Raw genomic sequence first — 22,316 nt, forward strand, 5'->3', positions numbered from 1 at the left:
GGCCTGCCGGCCGCACAGCGTTCTCGAGTTCCCTTTTAACTGAATTCGTAGCGAGAACGTTCTCACATATGTGACATCGAGATGCGGCGTCCGTCAAGCACCCTGTAGGCAAGCTTTGCCGCGTTATTCCGTTGAAATCGACCGCCGATCTCCTTAAACGATTGTTCTATCGCTCAGATACGAGCGTCGCGCGCATGAAATATTCTCTTTTCCACACAGACGTATGTGAGAAGGATCATCCATTGACTCCGAAGGGCAAGGCGACAATCGCAGATGTCGCGCGGGCGGCGGGCGTTTCGACGGCGACGGCGGGACGCGTGCTGGGTGGATACGGATATACCAGCGAGGCGAAGAAGGAGCAGGTGCTGAAGGCAGCGCAAGGGCTCGGATATCGACCGAACGCGCTGGCCCGCAGCCTGATCACCGGCAAGACGCGTACGATCGGGGTGGTTGCAGGCGACATCCAGAACCCTTTCTACGCCTCGGTGCTGCGCGGCATCTCCAACGTCGCTGAAGCCAACGGCTTCGGGCTTCTGATCACCAACAGCGACGAAGCCCAGTCCAAGGAAGTGCTGTCTGTCGAGCTCCTGGCGCAGAAGCAGGTCGACGGGCTGATCGTTACGCCAAGTGATACGCGCAAGGCACGGCATCTCTTCAATCTTCAGGCGATGGGCGTGCCGCTGGTGCTGATCGATCGCGCTGTCGCCGGACTGATGGTCGATCGAGTGGCAACCGACAACATCGCCGCGGCGGAACATGCGGTGCGTCATCTGATCGCCGCCGGCCACCGGCGGATCGGCATCGTCGCCGAACTTGTGGATGAAGAGAGCGGCGGTCTCGACGCCTTCCTCAAACGCGCCATCGCCGGCGAACCGGTGGAAAGCGAGACGCTCTATCCCAGCTGGCAGCGCCTCCTCGGCTATATCCGCGCCCATCGGATCGCCGGCCTGCCGATCGATCCCCGCCTGACCCTGCGGGCCGGTAGCTATTCGGCGCTCGCCGCACAGGCGGTCGTGCCGCCCCTGCTGACGGAGCCGGATCGGCCCACCGCGCTGTTCACCACCGACGGCACGATGTCGGAGGGCGCCATGCGCGCGATTGCCGGGCTGAAGCTGTCGATACCGTCGGACCTGTCGCTGATCTGCTTCGACGATCTCGACTGGATGAGCTTTCTGAGGCCAGGCATCACCACCGTGTCACAGCCGCGCCTGGCAATGGGCGAGGCCGCCGCGCGCATGCTGCTCGAGCGGATCCGCGGCGAAGAGTACCCGGCGCGCACGGTGCTGATGCCTGCGGAACTGATCGAGCGAGGCTCGGTCGCTCCACTCAAGGTCGCAGCCCACTGACCTCTCGACAGGTCCGTCTGCTGCGCGCTTGCTAGCGCTCCTCGCCCATCAACCGCCACCATCAACCGCATCCTTGGCACGTGCCGGCTCTTGCCTCGATCCGCAGCCTGTTGCCTTTCCAGAAGCAGCCTATTAAATGAGAACGTTCTCATTGCCTGCTCAGGAAACTTCGAATGTCTTCAACCGTCAGAATCCTCGCCTTCGGCGATAATGTCGTGGATTGCTATCGTGACCAGGATCTCATGTTCCCCGGCGGTAACTGCGTCAATCACGCCGTCTTTGCCCGCCGTGCCGGAGCCGAGACCGCCTATGCCGGTGCCGTCTGCGACGACGATGCGGGCCGCCTGATCCGATCGGCGCTGGTCGAGGAAGGCGTTGACGTGTCGATGCTGCGGATGGAGCCCGGCCAGACCGCCTACTGCGTGATCGAGACGCAGGAGGGCGAGCGCGTCTTCGTCGGCGCCAATCTCGGCCCCTCGATCATCGCGCCTTCGGGAGGCGATCTTGCGCAGTTGTCGCAGTTCGACGCGGTCCATACCGGTCGCTCGAGCCATGTCGACGCCTGGTTGCCGCGCTTCAGCCGGGCGGTGAAGGTGTCCTACGATCTGGCGACGGTCCATGATCCCGACCGCATCGCCCGGGTGGCGCCGCACTGCTTTCTGCTGGCATTTTCCGGCGGTGGCCTTTCGCGTGCAGAGGCCGTGGCGCTCGCCGAACGGGCGCGGGCGGACGGCGCTCGCTGGAGCCTCGTGACGCGGGGCATGGAGGGTGCACTTCTGCTCGGCGATCAGGGATTGTTCGAGGCATCCGCCCAGCCGGTCGAGGCAGTCGATACATTGGGAGCCGGAGATACGTTCATCGCCAACGTGCTGGTGGGGCTGCTGAACGATCAGCACCCGGACGACATTCTTAGCCGCGCGGCTGAGGCGGCCGCAAGTACTTGCCTGATGCGCGGCGCCTTCGGGCATGCCGCTCCGATGGCGGTCGACCTGTCGAACATGATGACGCTCGACGAGGTCTATCGCGCCACGCGCCCGGCGGCAGGTCCGCCGGAGACGGACATCGGCGCCGTGGCGTAACCACTAAGGTCTGTATTGCAGGACGGCAGGATCGCTCCTGCCGCCCGATCAGGTCACGCTCAGGGCGCGGAAGACGGATCGCAGGCATGGACATCGCCATGCGTTCCGACAAAGAACTCTCCCTCCGGCGTCACCCAGCCGCGGAACATGCCATCGGTGTTGTAGGGCGCGGCGATCGAGCCATCGGCCCCGACGGCGACGAGACCGGCGCCGATCGCATGCGGCTTCAGGTCCTCCATGATGACCTTGTCGGCGGCCTGCTGCACGCTTTCGCCCAGGTAGCCGATGCGGCTGGCAATCTCGTGGCCGACAGCATAGCGGATGAAGAATTCGCCCTTGCCGGTGCCGGAGACGGCACAGAGCCCGTCGCGTGCGTAGGTTCCGGCGCCGACGATCGGCGTGTCGCCGATACGGCCGGCCGGCTTGTTGTTATAGCCGCCCGTCGAGGTGGCCGCCGCCAGATGTCCCGCCGCATCGAGCGCCACCGCGCCGACCGTTCCATGCTTTTCGGACTCGCTGGCTTTTGCTGCCGTGCCCGCCGCCGCATGCGCCTTCATCGATGCCAGCGCCTTTACGCGCCGCTCCGTGGTGAAATACTCGGGCTCGACGACATCGAGACCCTCAGCCTTGGCGAAATCATCGGCTGACGTGCCGCCCATAAGCACCGCATCGCCCTTTTCCATCACCCGGCGCGCCGCCTTCACCGGATTGCGGATCCGCCGCACCAGCGTCACGGCCCCAGCTTCCAGCGTCGCGCCATCCATGATCGAGGCGTCCAGTTCGTGCTCGCCATTGGCGTTGAGTGCCGCGCCATATCCGGCATTGAAATGCGGGCTGTCCTCCATCACGACGACGCACGCCTGGACCGCATCGAGTGCGCTACCGCCATTGCTGAGGATCGCCCAGCCGGCTTTCAGTGCCCGAAGCAGGTCGACCCGTGCGGCCGCCCATTCGGCTTCGCTAAGATCGAGCTTGGCCATCACGCCGCAGCCACCGTGAATTGCGAGTGCCGTTTTCGTCATTGGATCCTCCCATTCGCCTTCATAAAAAAGGCCGGGCGCAATGCCCGGCCAGTGACCTCCGGTTGGGGGAGGTTATTTCGCAGCCCGGATGTTCATGGCCAGCGTGTCTTCGTCAGAGCGCGGCACGATGGTGATCGTCTTCTTCATGCCCCAGGCCGAGACGATCGAGGCGATCGTCAGGTTGGGGCGATCGGTTGCCACCAGAGCGTTGGCATCCTTCAGAAGCTGCTCGCGCTTGGCGGCATCCATCTCGACGGCGGCAGCCTCGATCAGCTTGTCCATCGCCTTGTTGGAGTAACCGCGGACGTTGAAGGCACCGAGCTTGGTGGCCGGATCGTTGGTGTGAACCAGCGACGACAGCGTGTAGTTCGCCTCACCCGTCAGCGTGCCCCAGCCGGACATGGTCAGCGAGTAGTCGCCGCGCGTGTTGGCCGGGAAGTAGACGGCGCCCGGCTGTGCGTTTGCTTCGACCTGGATGCCGATCGCGGTCAGCATTTGGGCGATCGTGGTGCCGGCATCCTTGTCGCCCGGCAGGCGGTCGTTGGTGAACGAGAAGGCCACCTTGAAGCCGTTCGGGTAACCTGCTTCGGCGAGCAGCTGCTTGGCCTTGGCGGGATCCGACTTGGTCGGCTTCACATCCGGGTTGTAGCCGAAGATGTTCGGCGTCACGAGCTGCGACTGAACGGCGCCCATGCCTTCCATAGCGATCTCGGTGATCGTTTCGCGGTCGATGGCCAGATCGAAGGCTTCACGCACGCGCGGGTCGAGGAAGGGGTTCTTCGGCAGCGGCGAGCCGTCCTTGGCGCTGACCTGCGGCGACTTTTCGCGGAAGTCGAAGGCCATGTTGAACAGGTAGACGCTGTCCTGGCGAACCACGGTCAGCTTGCTGTCGGTTTCCAACGTCGGCACGTCGGAGGCCGGAATGCGGGCGATCAGGTCGACCTGGCCGGCCTTCAGCTGCGCAACGCGGGCCGCATCATTGGGGATCTCCTTGCGGGTCACCTTGTCCCACGGCTCCTTGCCGCCCCAGTAGCCGTCGAAGCTCTGCATCACCAGCTGTTCCTTGGGGGTCCAGGAGACGAACTTGTAAGGGCCGGTGCCGATCGCCGCCTTGCCGGAGTTGAAGCCTTCGGCTGCCTTCTCGGCGCTGTCGGAGTAATCCTTGGCTGCAACATGCGAGACGATGAACAGGCGAATGAAGTCGTTCGGCAGCGTCGGTGCGGGGCCGTCGGTCTTGACGCGGATGGTCAGCGGATCGACGATCTCGACGCCCTTGACGCGGCGCACATAGATGGTCGTGGGGTTCGGGCCGGTGACGCGCGGAATGCGCTCGATCGAGAATTTCACGTCTTCGGCGGTGAAGTCGGAGCCATCGTGGAATTTGACGCCCGAGCGCAGCTTGAACTCCCAGGTCGTGTCGTCGACAGCCGTCCAGCTGGTGGCAAGACCCGGCTCGAGCTCAAGGTTGTTGCCCGACTTGATCAGCGAATCGTAGATGTGCTTCATCGCTTCGGCATGGGTGCCGGCGGCGGTGAAGTCGGGGTCGATCGACAGCGGGCCGGCGCGCACGCCAACGGTCAGATCAGCGGCAAGTGCGGCGGTCGATACGCCACCCAGCAGTGCGGCGGCGAGCAGCGTCGTCCGGAAGGTCCTGGAAATCGTCATTCTTCGTTCTCCTCTATTGTTGTCATTGATGGCCAGCTTGGTGAATCCACGACGACCTTGGCCAGCAGTTCCGACAGCATCAGCTGTTCGGCCGGCGTCAGCGACGAGACCATCAGGTTCTCGCGCTCCACCATCGGCTGCATGGCCTGGTCGACGATGCGTTTGCCCTCTTCGGTGATGTAGAGGACGAAACTTCTCAGATCCGCCTGGTCGACTTCGCGGCGGATGATGTTCTTGTCGATCAGCTTCTGGATCGCCCGGCTGATCGTGTTCTTGGGAAAGCCCGAGGAACTGCAGATGGCGCTCGCCGTCAGCCCGTCGGCAAGGCCGAGCGAATACAGAACGACGAATTCCGGCCGCGGCAGGCCGTGTTCCTTCTCGATGTGCCGATAGATCGGCTCATTGAACTGCAGCGCCAGAAAGTTGATGCGAAAGGACAGCCAGCAGGGGTTCTGCCAGAGCTTGACCGACACGAGATCCTCGACGCCGTGATGGCCGGCAGCGGACTTGCCGCCTTCCTGCAACAGCGTCTCCAGTGATGGACCGCGTGACCGTTTCAATGTCTTCACATCCTCGCCTGTTATCCAAAAGCTAGTACCGTATGGAACTTGACGTGCGGATAAATGGCTGTCAATTTCTTTTTTTAGTCCCGTATGGAACTTTGCATCGGTGAGCGCACTGCTGCCGGAAGCACAAATCTTGTGCGATGCGAAAGGTTTCGCCTCGCGGGGAGCGGGCAAGGCATCGAGAATGAGGAGAGCAGATTGAAGATCGCCGACATGAACTGGTTTCAGGTGGAAGAGCGGGCAGCACAGGACGATCGCTGCATCCTGCCGATCGGCAGTGTCGAGCAGCACGCCTATCTGAGCCTCGCGACCGACATGATCCTCGCTGAAAAGGTCTCGGTGGATGCTGCCGAACCGCTCGGCATCCCGGTCTTCCCGGTTCTTGCCTATGGCCTCGCCTCGTCGTTCGCCACCTTCCCCGGAACGCTGACGCTGTCGGTCGCCACCTATATCGGCGTCATCCGCGACCTGCTCGACAGCATCTACCGCTCGGGCTTCCGCCGCATCCTTGTGGTCAACGGTCATGGCGGCAACATGCCGGCGACCGTGGTGATCTCAGAGTGGCTGAACGCCCACCCGGACGCCTCCGTGAAGTTCCATGACTGGTGGCGGGCGCCGCAGACACTGGCCAAGGTGCAGGAGATCGATCCGGCCGCCTCGCACGCCTCGTGGATGGAAAACTTTCCGTGGACACGCACCAGCGACGAGCGCCAGCCGACGGTTTCGAAGCCGAAGATCGACTTTGCAGCCCTCGCCCGCGTCGGTGCCGACCAGAAGCGCACGCTGCTTGGCGACGGCAACTACCATGGTCTCTACCAGCGCCCCGACGAGGACATGATGACGATCTGGGAGGTTGCCGTGTCGGAAACGCGTGGCCTCCTGGAGAGCGACTGGCACTGACCCGCTAGCAACTGCGATACATTTCCAAGCCCGCGCAAGACGGGCAAAGCCCGCAAACGGCGGGAGAACTGGGAACGAATGTTTGGATTCATTCTGCAAAGGCTCTGGCAGGCGGTGATCGTGGTCATCGCGATGTCGGCGCTCGTCTTCTGCGGCGTCTATGCCGTGGGCAATCCCATCGACGTGCTGATCTCGCCTGATGCGACGCAGGACATCCGCGCTGCAGTGATCGCGCAGTACGGCCTGGACCAGCCGCTGTGGCAGCAATACCTGACCTTTGTCGGGCGCATCCTGCACGGCGAGTTCGGCCGCTCCTTCGTCTACAACATGCCGGTCAGCGAGCTGATCCTGTCGCGCCTGCCGGCGACGCTGGAACTGACGCTTGCCGCCGTGCTGTTTGCCAGCCTCGTCGGCATCCCGATCGGCATGTATGCCGGCTACCGGCCGAACAGCCCGATTTCGCGGGCGGTGATGGCCTTGTCGATCCTCGGCTTTTCGGTGCCGACCTTCTGGTTCGGCCTGATGCTGATCATGGTGTTTGCCGTGCAGTGCGGCTGCATGCCGGCCGGCGGACGCGGCGAGACCGTCAGCCTGTTCGGCGTCGACTTCAGCTTCCTCACCGGTGACGGGCTTGCGCACATGGTTCTTCCGGCGCTCAACCTGGCGCTCTTCAAGTTCTCGCTGATGATCCGGCTGGCACGCGCCGGCACCCGCGAACTGATGTTGAGCGACACCGTGAAATTCGCCCGAGCCGCCGGCTTGTCCGAGTTCACGGTGCTGAGGCGGCACGTGCTGCGGCTCATCTCGATCCCGCTGGTGACGGTGTTTGGCCTGGAACTCGGCTCGACGCTGGCGTTTGCCGTCGTCACCGAGACGATCTTCTCCTGGCCCGGACTTGGCAAACTGATCATCGACAGCATCACCTCGCTCGACCGTCCTGTCATGGTCGCCTACCTGATGCTCGTCGCCCTCCTGTTCATCGTCATCAACCTCGTGGTCGATCTCACCTATGCGATCCTCGACCCGCGTTTGAGAAAGGGGCGTGCCTGATGCGCGACACTCCGCTCTCCCGTTTCCTCGGCGAATTCCGCCGCAACAAGGTGGCGACTGGTGCTGCCGCCGTCGTCTTCATCATCGTGCTGATCGCGCTGATCGCACCGCTGGTGACGCCCCAGGACCCCTATGATCTTGCCAATCTGGTGCTGCGGGATGCCCGGCGGCCTCCGGGCTATGTCGGCACCGCCGGCTACACGCATTGGCTCGGAACGGATTCTCAGGGGCGCGACCTGCTGTCGGCGATCATCTACGGCCTGCGCATTTCGCTGCAGATGGGCGTGATTGCCGGCGGCGTTGCCTTCGTCGTCGGAGCCGTGGTCGGATGCGCTGCAGCCTATATCGGCGGCCGCTTCGAAAGCCTCGTCATGCGGATCGTCGACCTGCAGCTGTCGTTTCCGGCAATCCTGCTTGCTTTCGTCATCGCGGCGATGCTGGGCCAGGGCCGCTACCAGCTGATCCTCGCGCTGATCTTTGCCCAGTACGCGTATTTTGTCCGCACTGCCCATGGCGCTGCGGCGGCCGAGCGGCAGAAGGACTACGTCGAGGCAGCGCTGTCGATCCCGCTATCACCCTGGCGCGTCGTGCTGAAGCATATCCTGCCAAACTCGCTGCCGCCGTTGATCGTCGTCGCGACGGTGCAGGTGGCAAGCGCGATCTCGCTGGAAGCCACCCTCTCCTTCCTCGGCGTCGGCTTGCCGCCGACCGAACCCTCGCTCGGCATGCTGATCGCCAACGGCTTCCAGTATCTCCTGTCGGGCCGCTACTGGATCTCGATCTATCCGGGCGTGGCGCTGATCCTCTTCATCGTCTCGCTCAACCTCGTCGGCGACCAGATCCGCGACCAGCTCAACCCGAGGCTCCGCCGATGACAGATACTCTCACTACACAACAGACGACGCCGCTGCTGGAAGTCACCAACCTCAAGACCTGGTTCCCGAGCGGCCGCGGCGAAGTGAAGGCCGTCGATGGCGTCTCCTTCTCCATCGCCCCTGGCGAAGTCCTGGGCCTGGTTGGCGAATCCGGTTCCGGCAAATCGATCACCGGATTTTCGATCATTGGCCTGATCGACGAGCCGGGCCGCATCGTCGAGGGCTCGATCAAGCTCGAAGGCCGCGAGCTGGTCGGCCTGCCGAGCCGCGAGCTGCGCGCCATCCGTGGCAAGACCATTTCGATGGTCTTCCAGGATCCGATGATGACGCTGAACCCGGTGCTCAGCATCGGCACGCAGATCAGGCTGGCACTCGAAGCACACGGACGCATCAGCGCCACCGATGCGCGGGCACGGGCGATCAAGGCGTTGGCGCAGGTCCGAATCAGCGATCCGGAACGCAAGGTCGATTTCTTCCCGCACCAGTTTTCGGGCGGCATGCGGCAGCGCGTGGCGATCGCCATCGCCCTCCTGCATCGGCCAAAGCTGATCATCTGCGATGAACCGACCACGGCACTCGACGTGTCCATCCAGGCGGAAATCCTGGTCGAGATGAAGGAGCTGGTTTCCGAACTCGGTACGGCGCTGATCTGGATCAGCCACGATCTGGCGATCGTCTCGTCGATTGCCGACCGGGTCGCGGTGATGAAATCCGGCAACATCGTCGAAATCGGCCCGGCGCTCGGCGTCCTGACGAAGCCCCAGCACGAGTATACGCGGGCGTTGCTCGACGCCCTGCCGTCGCGCGCCAAGCCCGGCGAACTGCTGCTGCGCGGCAGCGGCATCGCTGACGCGGCACCGCCGCCACGCAAGTCCGCGACCGCCAACCTGCCGCCGCTCGGCAGCCCGTATCTGGTCATCGACAATGTCGTGAAGCGCTTCGAGAAGCCGGCAGGGCTGTTCCGGAACCTGGCGATCAAGTCCGGCCTGTCGCAGCCGCCGAGTTTCGTCCAGGCCGTCGGCGGCGTGTCGCTCACCGTCAAGCGCGGCGAAGTGCTGGGGCTGGTCGGCGAATCCGGCTCCGGAAAATCGACGCTCGGCCGGATGGCCGCCGGCATCACCGTGCCGACCTCGGGCACGATCAGGCTCAATGGCCAGCCGGTGATGAGCCGCGGACGCAGCCCCTCGAAGATCACCACCCGCATCCAGACGATCTTCCAGGACCCGTTCGCCTCGCTGAACGGCCGCATGCGGATCGGCGACATCGTTGCCGAAGGTCCCCTCGCCCACCGGCTCGTCAGCCGCGCCGATGCACAGGGTTACGTGCAGCAGTGGCTGGCGGCGGTCGGGCTTGATCCGACCTTTGCCAATCGGTTCCCGCATCAGTTCTCCGGGGGCCAGCGTCAGCGCATCGCCATTGCGCGGGCACTCGCCATGCAGCCGGATGTCGTCGTCTGCGACGAGCCGGTCGCCTCGCTCGATGTGTCCATCCAGGCGCAGATCATCAATCTGCTGATCCGCCTGCGATCGGAACTCGATCTGTCGCTGGTGTTCATCAGCCACGATCTCTCGGTTGTCCGTCATCTCTGCGACCGCGTCGCCATCATGTATCAGGGCCTGATCGTCGAGGAAGGCGATGCCGGCGCGATCTATGCGAACCCGCAGCACGACTACACGAAACGCCTGCTGGCGGCAGTACCGGTGCTGCCTCAGGCCGCCGAATAACAATGGGAGAACCACAGATGGAACCCTGGGAATGGGACGAGGCCACCTGGCGCGGCAAGGTCGACAAGGTGCGGGCCGGGCGCTCGTTGAAGCCGAAAGCCTGGAAGGACGGTGCGCGCTGCGCCGTCGCACTTTCCTTCGACAGCGACCACGAGACCAACGAACTGCGGGACGGCGGCGAGTCCATCGGCCGGCTGTCCTGGGGTCAGTACGGAAGCCGCAGGGGCATGCCGCGCATTCTTGAGACGCTGCAGAAGGCCGGGGTTCCGGCGACATTCTTCGTGCCGGCTGTGGCTGCCCTCCTCTACCCCGACGAACAGAAGCGTGTCATCGCCGAAGGTCACGAGATCGGCCTGCATGGCTGGATCCACGAGGTCAACACCAAGGTGCCGCCGCAGAACGAGCGCGAGCTGCATCTGCGCGCCGCCGACACGCTGGAGAAGATCACCGGCGTCCGCCCGGTTGGCATGCGCACACCGTCCTGGGATTTTTCCGCCGTGACGCTGGAGATCGAGCGCGAGCTCGGCCTCCTCTACGACTCGTCCCTGATGGCCGACGATGATCCGTACGAACTGGTCGAGAATGGCCAGCCGACGGGGATGGTCGAGCTGCCGGTCGAGTGGATCCGCGACGATGCGGTGTATTTCAACATGAACCGCTTCACCGCCCACCGCCCCTACACCCCGCCACCGGCGGTGCTCGACATCTTCAAGCGCGAATTTGACCGCGCCTATCAGGAAGGCGGGCTGTTCCTGCTGACCATGCACCCGCATGTCACAGGATATCGCTCGCGCATCTTCATCCTTGAGGATCTAATCCGCCACATCCAGGGGCACGAAGGCGTCTGGTTCGGCACGCATGCCGACATCGCCCGCTTTGCCAAGGAGAATGCCGATGGCTGAGACGACCCGCAAGGTGGCGCTGGTCACCGGTGGTGGCCGCGGCATCGGTCGCGCCTGCGCGCTGGATCTGGCAAGCCGTGGCTTCGATATCGTGTTGGTCGACCTGATCGAGGATGATCTCACCCGCACCGCCGGCGAGATCCACGATCTCGGTCGCGAGGCGCTGACCTTCGTCGCCGATGTGCGGGAGCACAATCGCGCCGCCGAAATCGTCGGTGAGGTCGATGCCCAATGGGGGCGGATCGACGTGCTGTTCAACAACGCAGGGCGGCCGATGCCGAAGGGGATCCTGGAGATCTCGGAGGAAGAATTCGACGCTACCGTCGACATCAACCTCAAGGGCGCCTTCAACTACATCCAGCCTGTCGTGCCGGTGATGCGCCGAAACGGCGGCGGGCGGATCATCAACATGTCGTCGATGAACGCCCACACCGGCGGCGTCACCAGCGCCGTCAGCAAGTTCTCGTATACGGCGGCGAAGGCCGGCATTCTCGGCATGACCCGGGCGCTCGCCAAGGAGCTGGCGCCGGAGATCGTCGTCAATGCCGTCTGCCCCGGCGTCATCAAGACGGAACGGTCCAATGCGATGATCGATGCCCGCGAAGCGCAGCTGGCCGCCGGCATTTCGATGAAACGGGTGGGGACGCCGCAGGACGTTGCAAGCGTCGTCACCTTCCTCGCGACCGCCGAGCCTAATTTCATGACCGGGCAGGATATCCAGATCGACGGGATGCAGTGGGTGCGATGAACGGCTGAAGCGCACCGAAGAACGCAACAAGAAGAAGGCGGGGCTGTCTGGCAGCCCCGCCTTCTTCTGTGTCTGGACGATGCCGTGTCCGACGCGATCAGAACTCTTCCCAGTTGTCGGCGGAGGCCGCCGGCGCTGCTGCCGCCGAGCCGCGGCCCGAGAAGGCTTGGGCGAGCTTGCCGACCATGCCGCGAGCCGGCGACGCAGACGGCGCCGAATGCTGCGAGGCAGACATCATCGAAGCTGCTTTGCGCAGGCTTGCCGCCTGTGCCGGAGCGCTCTGCACCGCTGCGCGATTGCCGAGCTGGAACTGGCCGATCAGTTCGCGCAGTCGGCCGGCCTCCGTGGCCAGCGTCGCACCGGCGGCATTGGCCTCTTCCACCATCGCGGCATTCTGCTGGGTCACCTGGTCCATCTGGTTGACGGCCGTGTTGACCTCGGACAACCCGACCGACTGCTCGCGGGACGAGGTGGCAATCGCATCCATGTGCTGGTTGATCGTGACGATGTAGTTCTCGATCGTCTTCAGCGCCTCGCCGGTATCGCTGACCAGCTTGACGCCGGTGCCGACTTCGACGGAGGACTTGCCGATCAGGTCCTTGATCTCCTTGGCAGCCTGCGCCGAGCGCTGTGCCAGTTCGCGAACTTCCTGAGCGACGACGGCAAAGCCCTTGCCGGCCTCACCGGCTCGTGCCGCCTCGACGCCTGCATTCAGCGCCAGGAGGTTGGTCTGGAAGGCGATCTCGTCGATGACGCCGATGATGTTGGCGATCTGCCCCGACGACTGTTCGATGCGGCCCATGGCCTGTACGGCATTGGAAACCACCGCGCCGGAATGACGGGCACTTTCGTTGGCCTGGATGGCAACCGAGCGAGCCTCTTCGGCACGCTTGGACGAGTTGGAGACATTGGTAGTGATCTGGTCCAGGGCAGCGGCCGTCTCTTCCAGAGAGGCTGCCTGCTGTTCGGTCCGCTTCGACAGGTCGTCGGCGCTCTGGCTGATCTCGCGCGAGCCGCCATCGATCGAGCTGGTGGCCTGGGCAACCGAGGTCAGCGTGCCGCGGAGCTGCTCGACGGCAGTGTTGAAGTCGACGCGCAGGCTCTCGAAATGCTCGGCGAACGGACGGTCGAGCTGGAAGGTCAGGTCGCCGGCCGAAAGATGCTTGAGGCCCGTCGCAAGTCCGGTCGTCGCTTCGGCCATGGCATCGGCGCGCAGGCGCTCGTCCTCGGCGTTGCGGCGGCGCTGGTCCTCGGTGAGGTTGCGCTGTTCTTCCGCCTGGCGTTCCAGTTCGTTGGTCTTCAGCGCGTTGTCCTTGAAGATCCGCACGGCCTTCGCCATTGCGCCGATCTCGTCGTGACGACCTTCGCCTTCCACGCTGGCATCGAGATCACCCGAGGCGAGCTTGGACATCGTACCGGTGAGGCGCGAGATTGCGCCGCCCAGACGGTGGGCGAAGAAGAGGAAGCCGAGCAGCGATACCAGCGACACGACGATCGTGCCGATCACGGTGGTCCACATCGTCGAAGCGGCATCGTTGACGACAGACGTCACATCCGAGGCAATCTCCAGAACGCCGATCTTCTCGCCCGAGAAATTGGTGATCGGTGTTGCTTCGACGAGGAAGCTGCGATCGCCGCTCGTCACCTGCTCGCGGACCGGCTTGCCGTCGAGAGCTTCCACCAGTCGGGCTTCCGACAGGAAGGTCTGGTCCGACGTTGCAGTCTGCTTCTGGAACTTGCCGTCGACCATCACATGGACACCGATCTCGCCGCCCATCCGGGCTGCAAGCGGCTTGAAATAGTCGTTGGTCAGGCTCGTGCCGGTATCGACAACGCCGACCACGGTGTTGTTACGGATGACCGGCGCGGATGCGAACATGCTGACGGCGTTTCGGCCAGGTTCGGTGCCGGCGACCAGCTTGCCGCTGGCAAGCGCCGAGACGATCGTCTTGCGACGTCCCTTCATGTCGTCGCCGAACTTGTCCGGCGTATGAACGCGGGCGACGGCTTCGCCCTTGGCGTTGACGAAGGTGATCAGCTGAATGTTGCCTTCGGCGACGATGCCCGGCATCGAGGTAGCGTAGCGGGCGATGATCTCGTCACGCGCGCCGCGTGCCAGGAGATCGGCGATATCCGGCTCGCCGGCCAGCGCCATGGCGAGTGCCGAAGCGGCCTTCTTCTGGGCGAGCATATCGGTTTCGATGAGCGCCCTGTCGCCCTTCGCTTCGCGATCCAGCGTATCCTGGGTCGCCGCGTTCTGGCGGACCCAGGCGCTTCCGCCGATCAGTGCGCCGGTGAACAGCACTGCCGCAAAGCCGCATGCCGTGATGGTAACCCAGAGAGGTCGTCTAATTGTCGTACCGGCCGTCATTATGTCCCCCAGCCAAAGTGCCCTAGTCGGGGAGAACATCGATCACAATGTTCAACTTTTAGTGAATTTTAGAAGGTGCTCGAAAGATTTCGTGAGCGAATCTGCATTCAATACTCTGAAGCCTTCAATTTCTACGACAATCGCTCCGTCGCTTACTGCCTTCCCAGCGGAAGCCGGATCGTCGCGATCAGTCCGTGGGGCATCCGATCAAGCAGTTCGAAGCGGCCATGATGAGCCTCGACGATTTCTGTCACGATCGACAGGCCGAGACCGAAACCGGTGTCGGACCCGCCGCGGGCGGCATCGATCTTGAAGAACGGCTCCATCACCCGCTCGCGATACTGCTCGGTAATGCCGGGGCCATCGTCCGCTACCTCGATGATCGCCTCGGCGTCGATCGTCTTCAGCCCGATTTCGACCCGTGTCGCAAACTTGATGCCGTTCTCGCAAAGGTTCGTCACCGCCCGGGTGATGGCGAGCGGCCTGAACTCGGCGATCAGTCTCGGCGGGCCGTCGTAGGTGACGTCATGCCCCATATCGGCAAACTCGTCGGAGATGGTCTGCAGGAGCGAAGCCAGGTCGGCACGCTGGGAGGGCTCACGCTGGTGATTGTCACGCAGGTAGCCGAGGCTCTCCTTCAAGAGATGGTCAATGCGCAGGATATCGCCGAGCAGGGCATCGCGCGTCTCCTCATCTTGCAGACGCTCGGTGCGCAGCCGTAACCGCGTCAGCGGCGTGCGAAGATCGTGGCTGATGCCGCGCAGCATACGGGTTCTGCCTTCGATCATGATCGAGATGCGGCGCTGCATGGCATTCAGGGCGCGCGCGAGTGCGACGATCTCGACGCTGCCGCGCTCTTCGAAGGGTGCCGGTCCGAGCGATATATCGGCTTTCATCGCCGCCACCGCGATCCGCCGCAGTGGACGTGTGATCGCCCAGACGGCGAAGATGAAGAAGAGCAGGATCAGTGTCACCATGGCGACGAGATAGTTGGAGCCGAAACTCAGGGCATCGCTGCTCAGGAGGCTGGTCGGCACCTGTTCGAGGAGAAGAAGGGTCGCATCATCGACCTTTACCGAGATCACCCGCTTGTCATCGAGAAAGGTTCTCCAGCCTCCATAGGGCGTCGACCCGTCATCGGGCGGAAAGAACCAGTCGGTGGCGGCCTGGATGAACGGTTGGTCCGTCGACGAGGTGGTGAAGCGGTCGGCAACCGAGAGCGGCTGCAGCGACAGGCGCCATCCACCGCGCCCGGCGATCTCGATGATCTCCTGTCGCTCCGCCGGTGTGGCAACGGCAACCAGGGAGCCGATCGCCGCCATCTTTTCCGACAGCACCTCCAGGTCGGGCACGTTGTAATCGTCGCGGACCCAGCGCTCGAGCGTCGAGCCGCCGATGATGACGATGATCATGCAGACGACGATGATGACCGTGATCTGCCCGTAAATGGTCGAACCCGACAGCGGCAGGCGAAATCGCAAGAGACCTCCCAGGGTGCGGCGCACCGGATGACGACGGATGACATTGTTGTGGCAGAGCCGGGGTGGCGCAGGATAGTGCCCGTCGCGCGATCCGGACATTAAGTTTTGTGTCTGTCCAAGAAGGCTGGCTTGCAACGTCTGTAGGTCGCCGAAGCGCCCTGATACCGTCGTCTGCAGAGCACCCGCAACATTTCGTAACGCAAAAACACGCCGTGCAGCAGCCGTTCGTGAGACGACGGATGTGTTGCACACACGGTCCGCGGCGAGCGCCGGCGACGTCCGTGTCAAATAACTGGAGCACCTATGTCTTTACTTCAACGGACCCACCGGCGACTACACTCAAGCGCCCTGTCAGGCGTCGTGGGCGTCACGCTCATACTTGCCGCCTCGGCATCGATCGCCAATGCCGCCGATACCGGCCTTGCCGATCAATCGCCGGAGCCGCCATTTGATCAGGAGCGGTTCAATGCCGAGCCGCCTGTCCGCAACTGGAGCCTGATCGTCGGCGCGGGCGGAAGCTATTCGCCAAAATACGAAGGCAGCGACAAGTTCGAGGTCAGCCCCTTGCCGGTCGTCGTCTTCACTTATGGCGATTGGCTCGAGATCGATCCGGGCGGCGTCACCGTCACGGCCTATCAACGTGATGGTTTCGCGCTTGCGGGCCGAGTCGGCTACGAGACTGGTCGAGACCAGGACGATGACGACCGCCTGAGAGGCTTGGGAGATATCGATTTTGCCGCAACCGTCGGCGCCAAGGCCTCCTACACCTGGCAGGGCCTCGAACTGTATGCGACGGTCGACCAGACCATTGAAGGCAGCGAAAGCCTGATCGGCACGTTCGGCGCCGAATTCAACGTCCCGGTCACCGAGAAGCTGATCCTCGGCGCCGGCATTGAAGGCGTCGTCGCCAACGACAAACACATGCAGGCCTATTTTGGCGTCGATGCAATCCAGTCGGCGAATTCCGGTCTTGCCGCATACAAGGCCGAAGCCGGTCTGAAGCAGGTCGAGGTCTCCGCATCCGCCACCTACATGCTGAGCGAACACTGGCTGGTTCGCGGCGAGGCAAGCCTTGCCGTGCTGACCGGCGATGCCGCCGACAGCCCGATCGTCAAGGACGAGCTGCAGCCCTCCACGTCGCTGTTCGTCGGCTACAAGTTCTAGACCGGACGCCAGCCGCACCAACAGAAGAAGCCGGGCATGTCCCGGCTTCTTCTGTTGGCTGCTTGATGAAAGCCGGCCGGGCCTAGCCCTGATCGACGGATGCGGTGAACATGTAGCCGCCGAGCCGGACGGTCTGCAGCAGGACCGGGATCTTCGGATCGGCCTCGATCTTCTGGCGCAGCCGGCTGATATGCACATCGACGCTGCGCTCGATCGGCCCTGCAAGTCCCGTATGGGTCAGCGACAGAAGCTCCTCGCGGGTGATGACGCGCCCCGGATTGCGGCAGAAGGCCAGCAGCAGGTCGAATTCGGTGGTCGTCAGGGCAACTCTCGCATTGCTGGGGTCGTGCAACTGTCGTCGCAAGGGATCGATCTGCCAGCCTTCAAAGCGCAGCTTGCGCTGGGCCGTGCTGTTCACCAGCCCGTAGGACGCCCGCCGCAGGAGGGAGCGAATGCGCGCCACCACTTCGCGCGGACTGAACGGCTTGGTGACGTAATCGTCGGCCCCGACCTCTAGCCCGACGATACGGTCGATTTCCTCGCCGAGCGCCGTCAGCAGAATGATCGGCGTCGTCTTCTCCGAGCGGATCCGGCGGCAGATGCTGAGGCCGTCTTCGCCGGGCAGCATCACATCCAGGACGATCAGATCATAGTCGTTGCTGCGCAGCAGGGCGTTCATCACCTGCCCGTCCTCGGCCACGGTGGCAACCATTCCGTTTTCCTGCACGGCAAGCGCCAGCAGCTTGCCGATCTCCGGGTCGTCCTCGACGATCAGGATCTTTGCGTTCGCGGTATTTGCTTGCACCGGTTGCCTCGCCGTCCGTGTTGGTCCTGGCTCCAGCACATCGCACGGCGCCCAGACGGTCAATGTTTCGGTTTATGAAGAATTGTTGCGGCTGCGCGGAGAGTCTATCCGGCCGGTCTCGGACCGGCAACCGATGACGCGCAGTTCATGCGAAACGAGACGAGGCCGACCAGAGTGGCTGATCGGCCTCGTCGGCAGGCGCCATGTGGGGCGGCACGGCGCGCCGTATTCAGCGATCGCGGAGACCCGCTTCGGCCGACTGGAGGGACGGCCGGAAGAGACGGTTCAGGCGATCGCCGAAACCTGACTGGATGAGGTGCAGCGAGGGGATGACGATCAGCGACAGCACGGTGGAAAGCAGCAGTCCGCCGATTACCGCGATGGCCATTGGAGCCCGGAATTCACCGCCATCGCCGACGCCGAAGGCGGAGGGCAGCATGCCGCCGACCATCGCTAGCGTCGTCATGACGATCGGGCGGATCCGCTCCAGACATGCCTCGACGATGGCTTCGATCCGCGGCAGTCCGTGCGCTTCCCGCTCGATGGCGAAATCGACGAGCATGATGGCGTTCTTGGTCACGATGCCCATCAGCATCAGGATGCCGATGACCACGGGCAGCGAAATTGAATTGCCGCTGACGAGAAGCGCTGCGGCAACGCCGCCGATGGACAGCGGCAGGGATGCAAGAATGGTCCAGGGCGACAGGACGCTCTTGAACAGCAGGATCAGGACGATGAGGACGAGCATGATGCCGGCGCCCATGGCCACCGCGAAGCTTTCGAACACATCGCCTTCCGTGTCGGAATCGCCGGTGGCCTGGACGCGCACGCCGGCGGGCAGGTTCTCGACGCTGGGCAGCTGCATCAGCCGCTCGAGGCCCTGGCCCGAAGTCAGACCCTCGGCCATGTCGGCGCCGATCTCAATGCGGCGCTGGCGGTCGAAACGGTCGATTGCCGCCACTGTCTCGTCGAAGCTGATCTCCGCGACTGCCGCGAGAGGCACCTGGCTTCCGTTGGCGGCAGGAACGCTCAGCGTCTGGAAGATGGGAAGCCGGCCGCGTGCATCACTGTCGAGCACGACGCGAATGGGGATCTGGCGCGACCCCTCGATGAAGTTCGCCAGCCGGCTGTCGACGTCGCCGATGGTCGAGATGCGCATGGTGCTGGCGATGGTTGCGGCGGAGACGCCGAGCGTTTCCGCCTTGTCCGAAAGTACGGTCATCCGCAGTTCCGGCCGCATCGCGACATTGTCGCTGGCCGGGCTGAGGAAGCTCCGGTCCTCAGCCATCTCGCGTAGAATGGCATCGGCAGCGCTCTGGACGGCTATCCCGTCGCTCCCGAGGATGGCGAAGGACAGGTCGCGGCCGCCGCGGTTGTTGAGGTACCTCAGCCGGACGTCGGGTATCACCGCGAGCGACTTTTCGATCTCAGCCTCGACGGCGAAGGATGAACGGTCGCGCTTGGATTTGTGCACCAGATCGACGGAGACGACGGCGTAGCGCACGTCCTGCTGGCCGCTCATGCTGGATCCGGCGCGAACGAGGACGCCCTCGACTTCCCTGATCTGCCCGACCTCGGCGGCGATCCTATCCGTCACGGTTCGGTTGTCGTTAAGCGTCGCGCCGGGCGGCAGTTCGACGGTAAGCATCAGGCGTCCGGTATCTTCGGCCGGCAGGAATGTGGTCGGGACCGACATCAGCGAGACCAGTGCCAGTGCGAAAAGGATGAAGGCGGAGCCGACGGTCATCCACTTCCAGCGCAGGCTCAAGCGCAGCAGCGTCTCATAGGCCGACGACAGCCGTCCCTTCCGTTCTCCGGTCGGCGGGCTCCCGGTCATGATGTAGGCCGCCATGATCGGCGTGATCAGCCGGGCGACCAGCAGCGAGAAGAACACCGCAACGGCAACCGTCAGGCCGAATTCGCGAAAGTAGAGGCCGACGACGCCGCTCATCAGCCCGACCGGCGCGAAAACCGCGATGATCGTCGCCGAGATTGCGATGACCGCAAGGCCAATTTCGTCGGACGCGTCGAGGGCGGCGCGGTAGGCCGACTTTCCCATGTTGCGATGGCGCACGACGTTCTCGATTTCGACGATCGCATCATCGACGAGGATGCCGGTCACCAGCGTGATGGCGAGCAGACTGAGGATGTTGAGCGAGAAGCCGAGAAGGTCGAGCGCGAAGAATGTCGGAATGATCGACAGCGGCAGTGCCACCGCGGCGACCAGCGTCGCACGCCAGTCCCGCAGGAACAGGAAGACGACGACGATCGACAGGGCTGCGCCCTCCAGCAGGGTATCCATCGCCGAGCGGTAATTGCCTGCCGTATAGGAGACATTGTCGTCCACGAGGCCGAACCGCAGGTCCGGATGGCTCGCCTTGAGGGTCTCGACTGTTTCGGCTACGGCCTTGGCGACGGCAACCTCGCTTGCGCCTTGCGAGCGATAGACGGCAAAGCCGACCATATCGGATCCGTCGAGGGTGGCGAAAGAACGCGGTTCGGCCGCCGTATCAAGGACGGCCGCCACATCTGCCAGACGGATGGAATTCTCTCCGGCGATCGCCAGGCGCTGGTCGGCCAATTCCGCGACGGTTCTTGCGGCGGCGGCGGTCGTCAGCACCTGCTCGCCGCCTTCCATGTCGCTTCGTCCGCCGGAGCGGTCCATCTGCGCCTGCATGATCTTTTCGTTGACGCCGTTGACCGTCAGCGACAGCGCCTGCAGACGGTCGGCATCCAGTTCGACACGGATCTCCCGGTCGGCGCCACCGATGCGCTCCACCCGCCCGACCCCGGAAAGGCCCTGCAGGTCGCGCGTCACGACGTCGTCGACGAACCAGGACAGCTCGGGCATCGACATGTCGGCGCTGGAAACGGCATAGGTGACGACCGATTGTGCCTCTTCCTCGATGCGCTCGATGACCGGTTCGTCGATCGTGCCCGGCAGGTCGCCGCGGATGCGGGCAACCGCGTCGCGCACGTCGTCCATCGCCCGGTCGGGAGACACAAGCCCGAGCGTGAATTCCACCGTGGTTACCGACCGGCCCTCGCCGATCGTCGAGGACAGCTCATCGATGGCCGGAAGCGAGGCGATGGCATTCTCAATCAGCCGCGTCACCTCGGTCTCAAGCTCGATCGGCGTGGCGCCGGATTGCTCGACTGTGACCTTGACCGCCGGGGTGACGATGGTGGGGAAGTAGGTGATCGGCAGCTTGCCGAAGCTGTAGAGGCCGACGACCGTCAGGATGACGAACAGCAGGATCGACGGCAGAGGGTTGCGGATCGCCCAGGCAGAGATGTTGGTGTTCATCGCGCAGCCTCCGCACCCTGTGCCGGGAAGGATCCAGCCAGACGGTTTGGCGATGGCCTGTCTAGACTGACGATGACCGGCTGAACCTTCTCGTCGGCCTTTAGGAAGCTGCCCGACTTGAGGACAATCATCTCACCGTCTGTGACGCCCTCGATGATCTCCACGAGGCCGTCCTGCCGCACCCCGACAACCACACGCCGGAGATCGACCGTCCCGTCGGTGACGACGAAGACGCTGCTTGCACCGCTGCCGGTCTTTACGGCGGTGCCCGGCAGCAGGATGTTGCGCCTGGCCGTTGCCAGAATACTGCCGCGGGCAAAGATCCCGGGCCAAAGTCCGGCCATCTCATCCAGTTCGATCCGGACTTCGCCGCTGCGTGTCGCCGGATCGAGCTGTGCGGCGTTCAGCCTGACCGTTCCCCCAAGCGGGTGCTCAAAACCCGGCAGGGCGATCTCGGCACGCATGCCCTCGCGCAGCCGGACAAAGCTGGTTTCCGTCACCTGCGCGACAAACTCGATGACGGCATCCCTGGCGATGACGAACAGCGGCGTCGATGACGTCGCGGTCATGGCGCCGATGCGGGCGGTTCGCCGCAGCACCAGTCCGGCATCTGGCGCCTTCACCGTGCTGCGCTCGATCGTCAGTTCGATTTCCTTGCGCTCGCGAGCGATGATTTCGGCGTCGGCTTCCGAAAGCTGCAGCGACTGCCGCGCAAGTCCGAGTTGGGCGACAGCGCGCGCGTGGGCGTTCTCGTGTTCATCCAGCAATTGTTGAGAGACGACACCCTTGGCTTCCAGCGCACGACTGCGCTGCAGTGTCTTGCGCGCTTCCGCCTCGGTTACCATCGCGACATCCAGCCGGCTCGCCTCGACCGAAACGGCAGCCTTCGCGCGCAGGATGCTGACCGAGTTCTTGTCGAGGAGCATGCGGGCGTCGGTCGTATCGAGCACCGCAAGCGGCTCGCCCTTCTCCACATGCTGACCGGTCTCGACCAGGATCTGCTCGATGGCTCTCTGCTGGATGAGAGGATGCACCTCGATTTCTTCTCTGGCCGCGAGCGAGCCGACGACCGGAATGCGTTCTGTCACCGCTTCCTGCCGGGCGACGACGACCGTCACCGGCATCTGCTCCTGCGCCGACACCGCCAGCGGGCCAAGCGCGAGCCAAGCCACCAAGGCGCCGGCGATCGGGCACAGCTGCAACGGGAGGGGGGAGGGTATCCGGGACATGTAGGCGGCCTTCCATTAGATCCAAAGGCATTTCACCTCTGGATGATCCGGAATTGACCATAATTATCGGCCGCGCTGGCGG

General features: G+C 63.8%; 17 protein-coding genes. 9 read left to right on the forward strand and 8 right to left on the reverse strand.

Annotation, left to right across the window (positions count from 1 at the left end; all coding sequences use genetic code 11):
* The first annotated feature begins 194 nt into the window (after positions 1-194).
* Positions 195-1,346 carry a LacI family DNA-binding transcriptional regulator gene (locus AAIH46_RS15855; RefSeq protein WP_430306939.1) on the forward strand — a complete coding sequence of 384 codons (1,152 nt, stop codon included), beginning with the start codon at positions 195-197 and terminating at the stop codon, positions 1,344-1,346.
* A gap of 173 nt (positions 1,347-1,519) precedes the next feature.
* Positions 1,520-2,425: a PfkB family carbohydrate kinase gene (locus AAIH46_RS15860; protein WP_430306940.1), complete on the forward strand. Its 906-nt coding sequence runs from the start codon at positions 1,520-1,522 to the stop codon at positions 2,423-2,425.
* A gap of 59 nt (positions 2,426-2,484) precedes the next feature.
* Here the strand turns inward: AAIH46_RS15860 and AAIH46_RS15865 are convergent, their stop codons facing one another.
* The 3 genes from AAIH46_RS15865 to AAIH46_RS15875 all read right to left on the reverse strand — a co-directional run bounded on the left by AAIH46_RS15865 (position 2,485) and on the right by AAIH46_RS15875 (position 5,681).
* Positions 2,485-3,447, reverse strand: a complete 963-nt coding sequence (locus AAIH46_RS15865) for an isoaspartyl peptidase/L-asparaginase family protein (RefSeq protein ID WP_430306941.1) — start codon at positions 3,445-3,447, stop codon at positions 2,485-2,487.
* A gap of 72 nt (positions 3,448-3,519) precedes the next feature.
* On the reverse strand, positions 3,520-5,112 hold the full coding sequence (locus AAIH46_RS15870) for an ABC transporter substrate-binding protein (RefSeq protein ID WP_430306942.1): 1,593 nt from the start codon (positions 5,110-5,112) through the stop codon (positions 3,520-3,522).
* Positions 5,109-5,681, reverse strand: coding sequence for a MarR family winged helix-turn-helix transcriptional regulator (locus AAIH46_RS15875; protein ID WP_430306943.1), 573 nt, complete (start codon positions 5,679-5,681; stop codon positions 5,109-5,111). The genes AAIH46_RS15870 and AAIH46_RS15875 overlap by 4 nt, the downstream gene beginning before the upstream one ends.
* A gap of 195 nt (positions 5,682-5,876) precedes the next feature.
* Between AAIH46_RS15875 and AAIH46_RS15880 the strand changes: the two genes are divergently transcribed.
* From AAIH46_RS15880 to AAIH46_RS15905, 6 genes are all read left to right on the forward strand, one after another.
* A complete protein-coding gene (locus AAIH46_RS15880) occupies positions 5,877-6,578 on the forward strand; it encodes a creatininase family protein (RefSeq protein WP_430306944.1) in 702 nt (233 codons plus the stop codon).
* A gap of 78 nt (positions 6,579-6,656) precedes the next feature.
* A complete protein-coding gene (locus tag AAIH46_RS15885; protein ID WP_430306945.1) occupies positions 6,657-7,628 on the forward strand; it encodes an ABC transporter permease in 972 nt (323 codons plus the stop codon).
* Positions 7,628-8,503: an ABC transporter permease gene (locus AAIH46_RS15890; protein WP_430306946.1), complete on the forward strand. Its 876-nt coding sequence runs from the start codon at positions 7,628-7,630 to the stop codon at positions 8,501-8,503. The genes AAIH46_RS15885 and AAIH46_RS15890 overlap by 1 nt, the downstream gene beginning before the upstream one ends.
* The gene (locus AAIH46_RS15895; RefSeq protein WP_430306947.1) at positions 8,500-10,227 is read left to right on the forward strand and encodes a dipeptide ABC transporter ATP-binding protein; all 1,728 of its coding nucleotides are present in this window, start codon (positions 8,500-8,502) and stop codon (positions 10,225-10,227) included. Before AAIH46_RS15890 ends, AAIH46_RS15895 begins: the two co-directional genes overlap by 4 nt.
* A gap of 17 nt (positions 10,228-10,244) precedes the next feature.
* Positions 10,245-11,129, forward strand: coding sequence for a polysaccharide deacetylase family protein (locus AAIH46_RS15900; RefSeq protein ID WP_430306948.1), 885 nt, complete (start codon positions 10,245-10,247; stop codon positions 11,127-11,129).
* Positions 11,122-11,877, forward strand: a complete 756-nt coding sequence (locus tag AAIH46_RS15905; RefSeq protein ID WP_430306949.1) for an SDR family NAD(P)-dependent oxidoreductase — start codon at positions 11,122-11,124, stop codon at positions 11,875-11,877. Before AAIH46_RS15900 ends, AAIH46_RS15905 begins: the two co-directional genes overlap by 8 nt.
* A 97-nt stretch (positions 11,878-11,974) precedes the next feature.
* On the opposite strand, the gene AAIH46_RS15910 is transcribed toward AAIH46_RS15905, so the two are convergent.
* Complete coding sequence (locus tag AAIH46_RS15910) at positions 11,975-14,248, reverse strand: methyl-accepting chemotaxis protein (RefSeq protein WP_430306950.1); 2,274 nt, start codon at positions 14,246-14,248, stop codon at positions 11,975-11,977.
* Positions 14,249-14,400: 152 nt separating this feature from the next.
* Entirely contained in the window at positions 14,401-15,828 is a 1,428-nt protein-coding gene (locus tag AAIH46_RS15915) for an ATP-binding protein (protein ID WP_430306951.1), read from the reverse strand.
* A 204-nt stretch (positions 15,829-16,032) separates the two neighbouring features.
* Here AAIH46_RS15915 and AAIH46_RS15920 point away from each other — a divergent pair, with 204 nt between their 5' ends.
* Entirely contained in the window at positions 16,033-16,893 is an 861-nt protein-coding gene (locus tag AAIH46_RS15920; RefSeq protein ID WP_430306952.1) for a MipA/OmpV family protein, read from the forward strand.
* A gap of 82 nt (positions 16,894-16,975) precedes the next feature.
* Here AAIH46_RS15920 and AAIH46_RS15925 read toward each other — a convergent pair whose 3' ends face one another.
* The 3 genes from AAIH46_RS15925 to AAIH46_RS15935 form a co-directional block, all read right to left on the reverse strand.
* Positions 16,976-17,698 (reverse strand): response regulator transcription factor, encoded by a 723-nt coding sequence (locus tag AAIH46_RS15925; RefSeq protein WP_430306953.1) that lies wholly within the window; start codon positions 17,696-17,698, stop codon positions 16,976-16,978.
* Between the two features lie 229 nt (positions 17,699-17,927).
* On the reverse strand, positions 17,928-21,005 hold the full coding sequence (locus tag AAIH46_RS15930) for an efflux RND transporter permease subunit (protein WP_430306954.1): 3,078 nt from the start codon (positions 21,003-21,005) through the stop codon (positions 17,928-17,930).
* A complete protein-coding gene (locus AAIH46_RS15935; RefSeq protein WP_430306955.1) occupies positions 21,002-22,234 on the reverse strand; it encodes an efflux RND transporter periplasmic adaptor subunit in 1,233 nt (410 codons plus the stop codon). The genes AAIH46_RS15930 and AAIH46_RS15935 overlap by 4 nt, the downstream gene beginning before the upstream one ends.
* Positions 22,235-22,316 lie beyond the last annotated feature (82 nt).

This window comes from Rhizobium sp. 0TCS1.26, assembly GCF_050455525.1.
In the GTDB taxonomy this organism is placed as follows: Bacteria; Pseudomonadota; Alphaproteobacteria; order Rhizobiales; family Rhizobiaceae; genus Neorhizobium.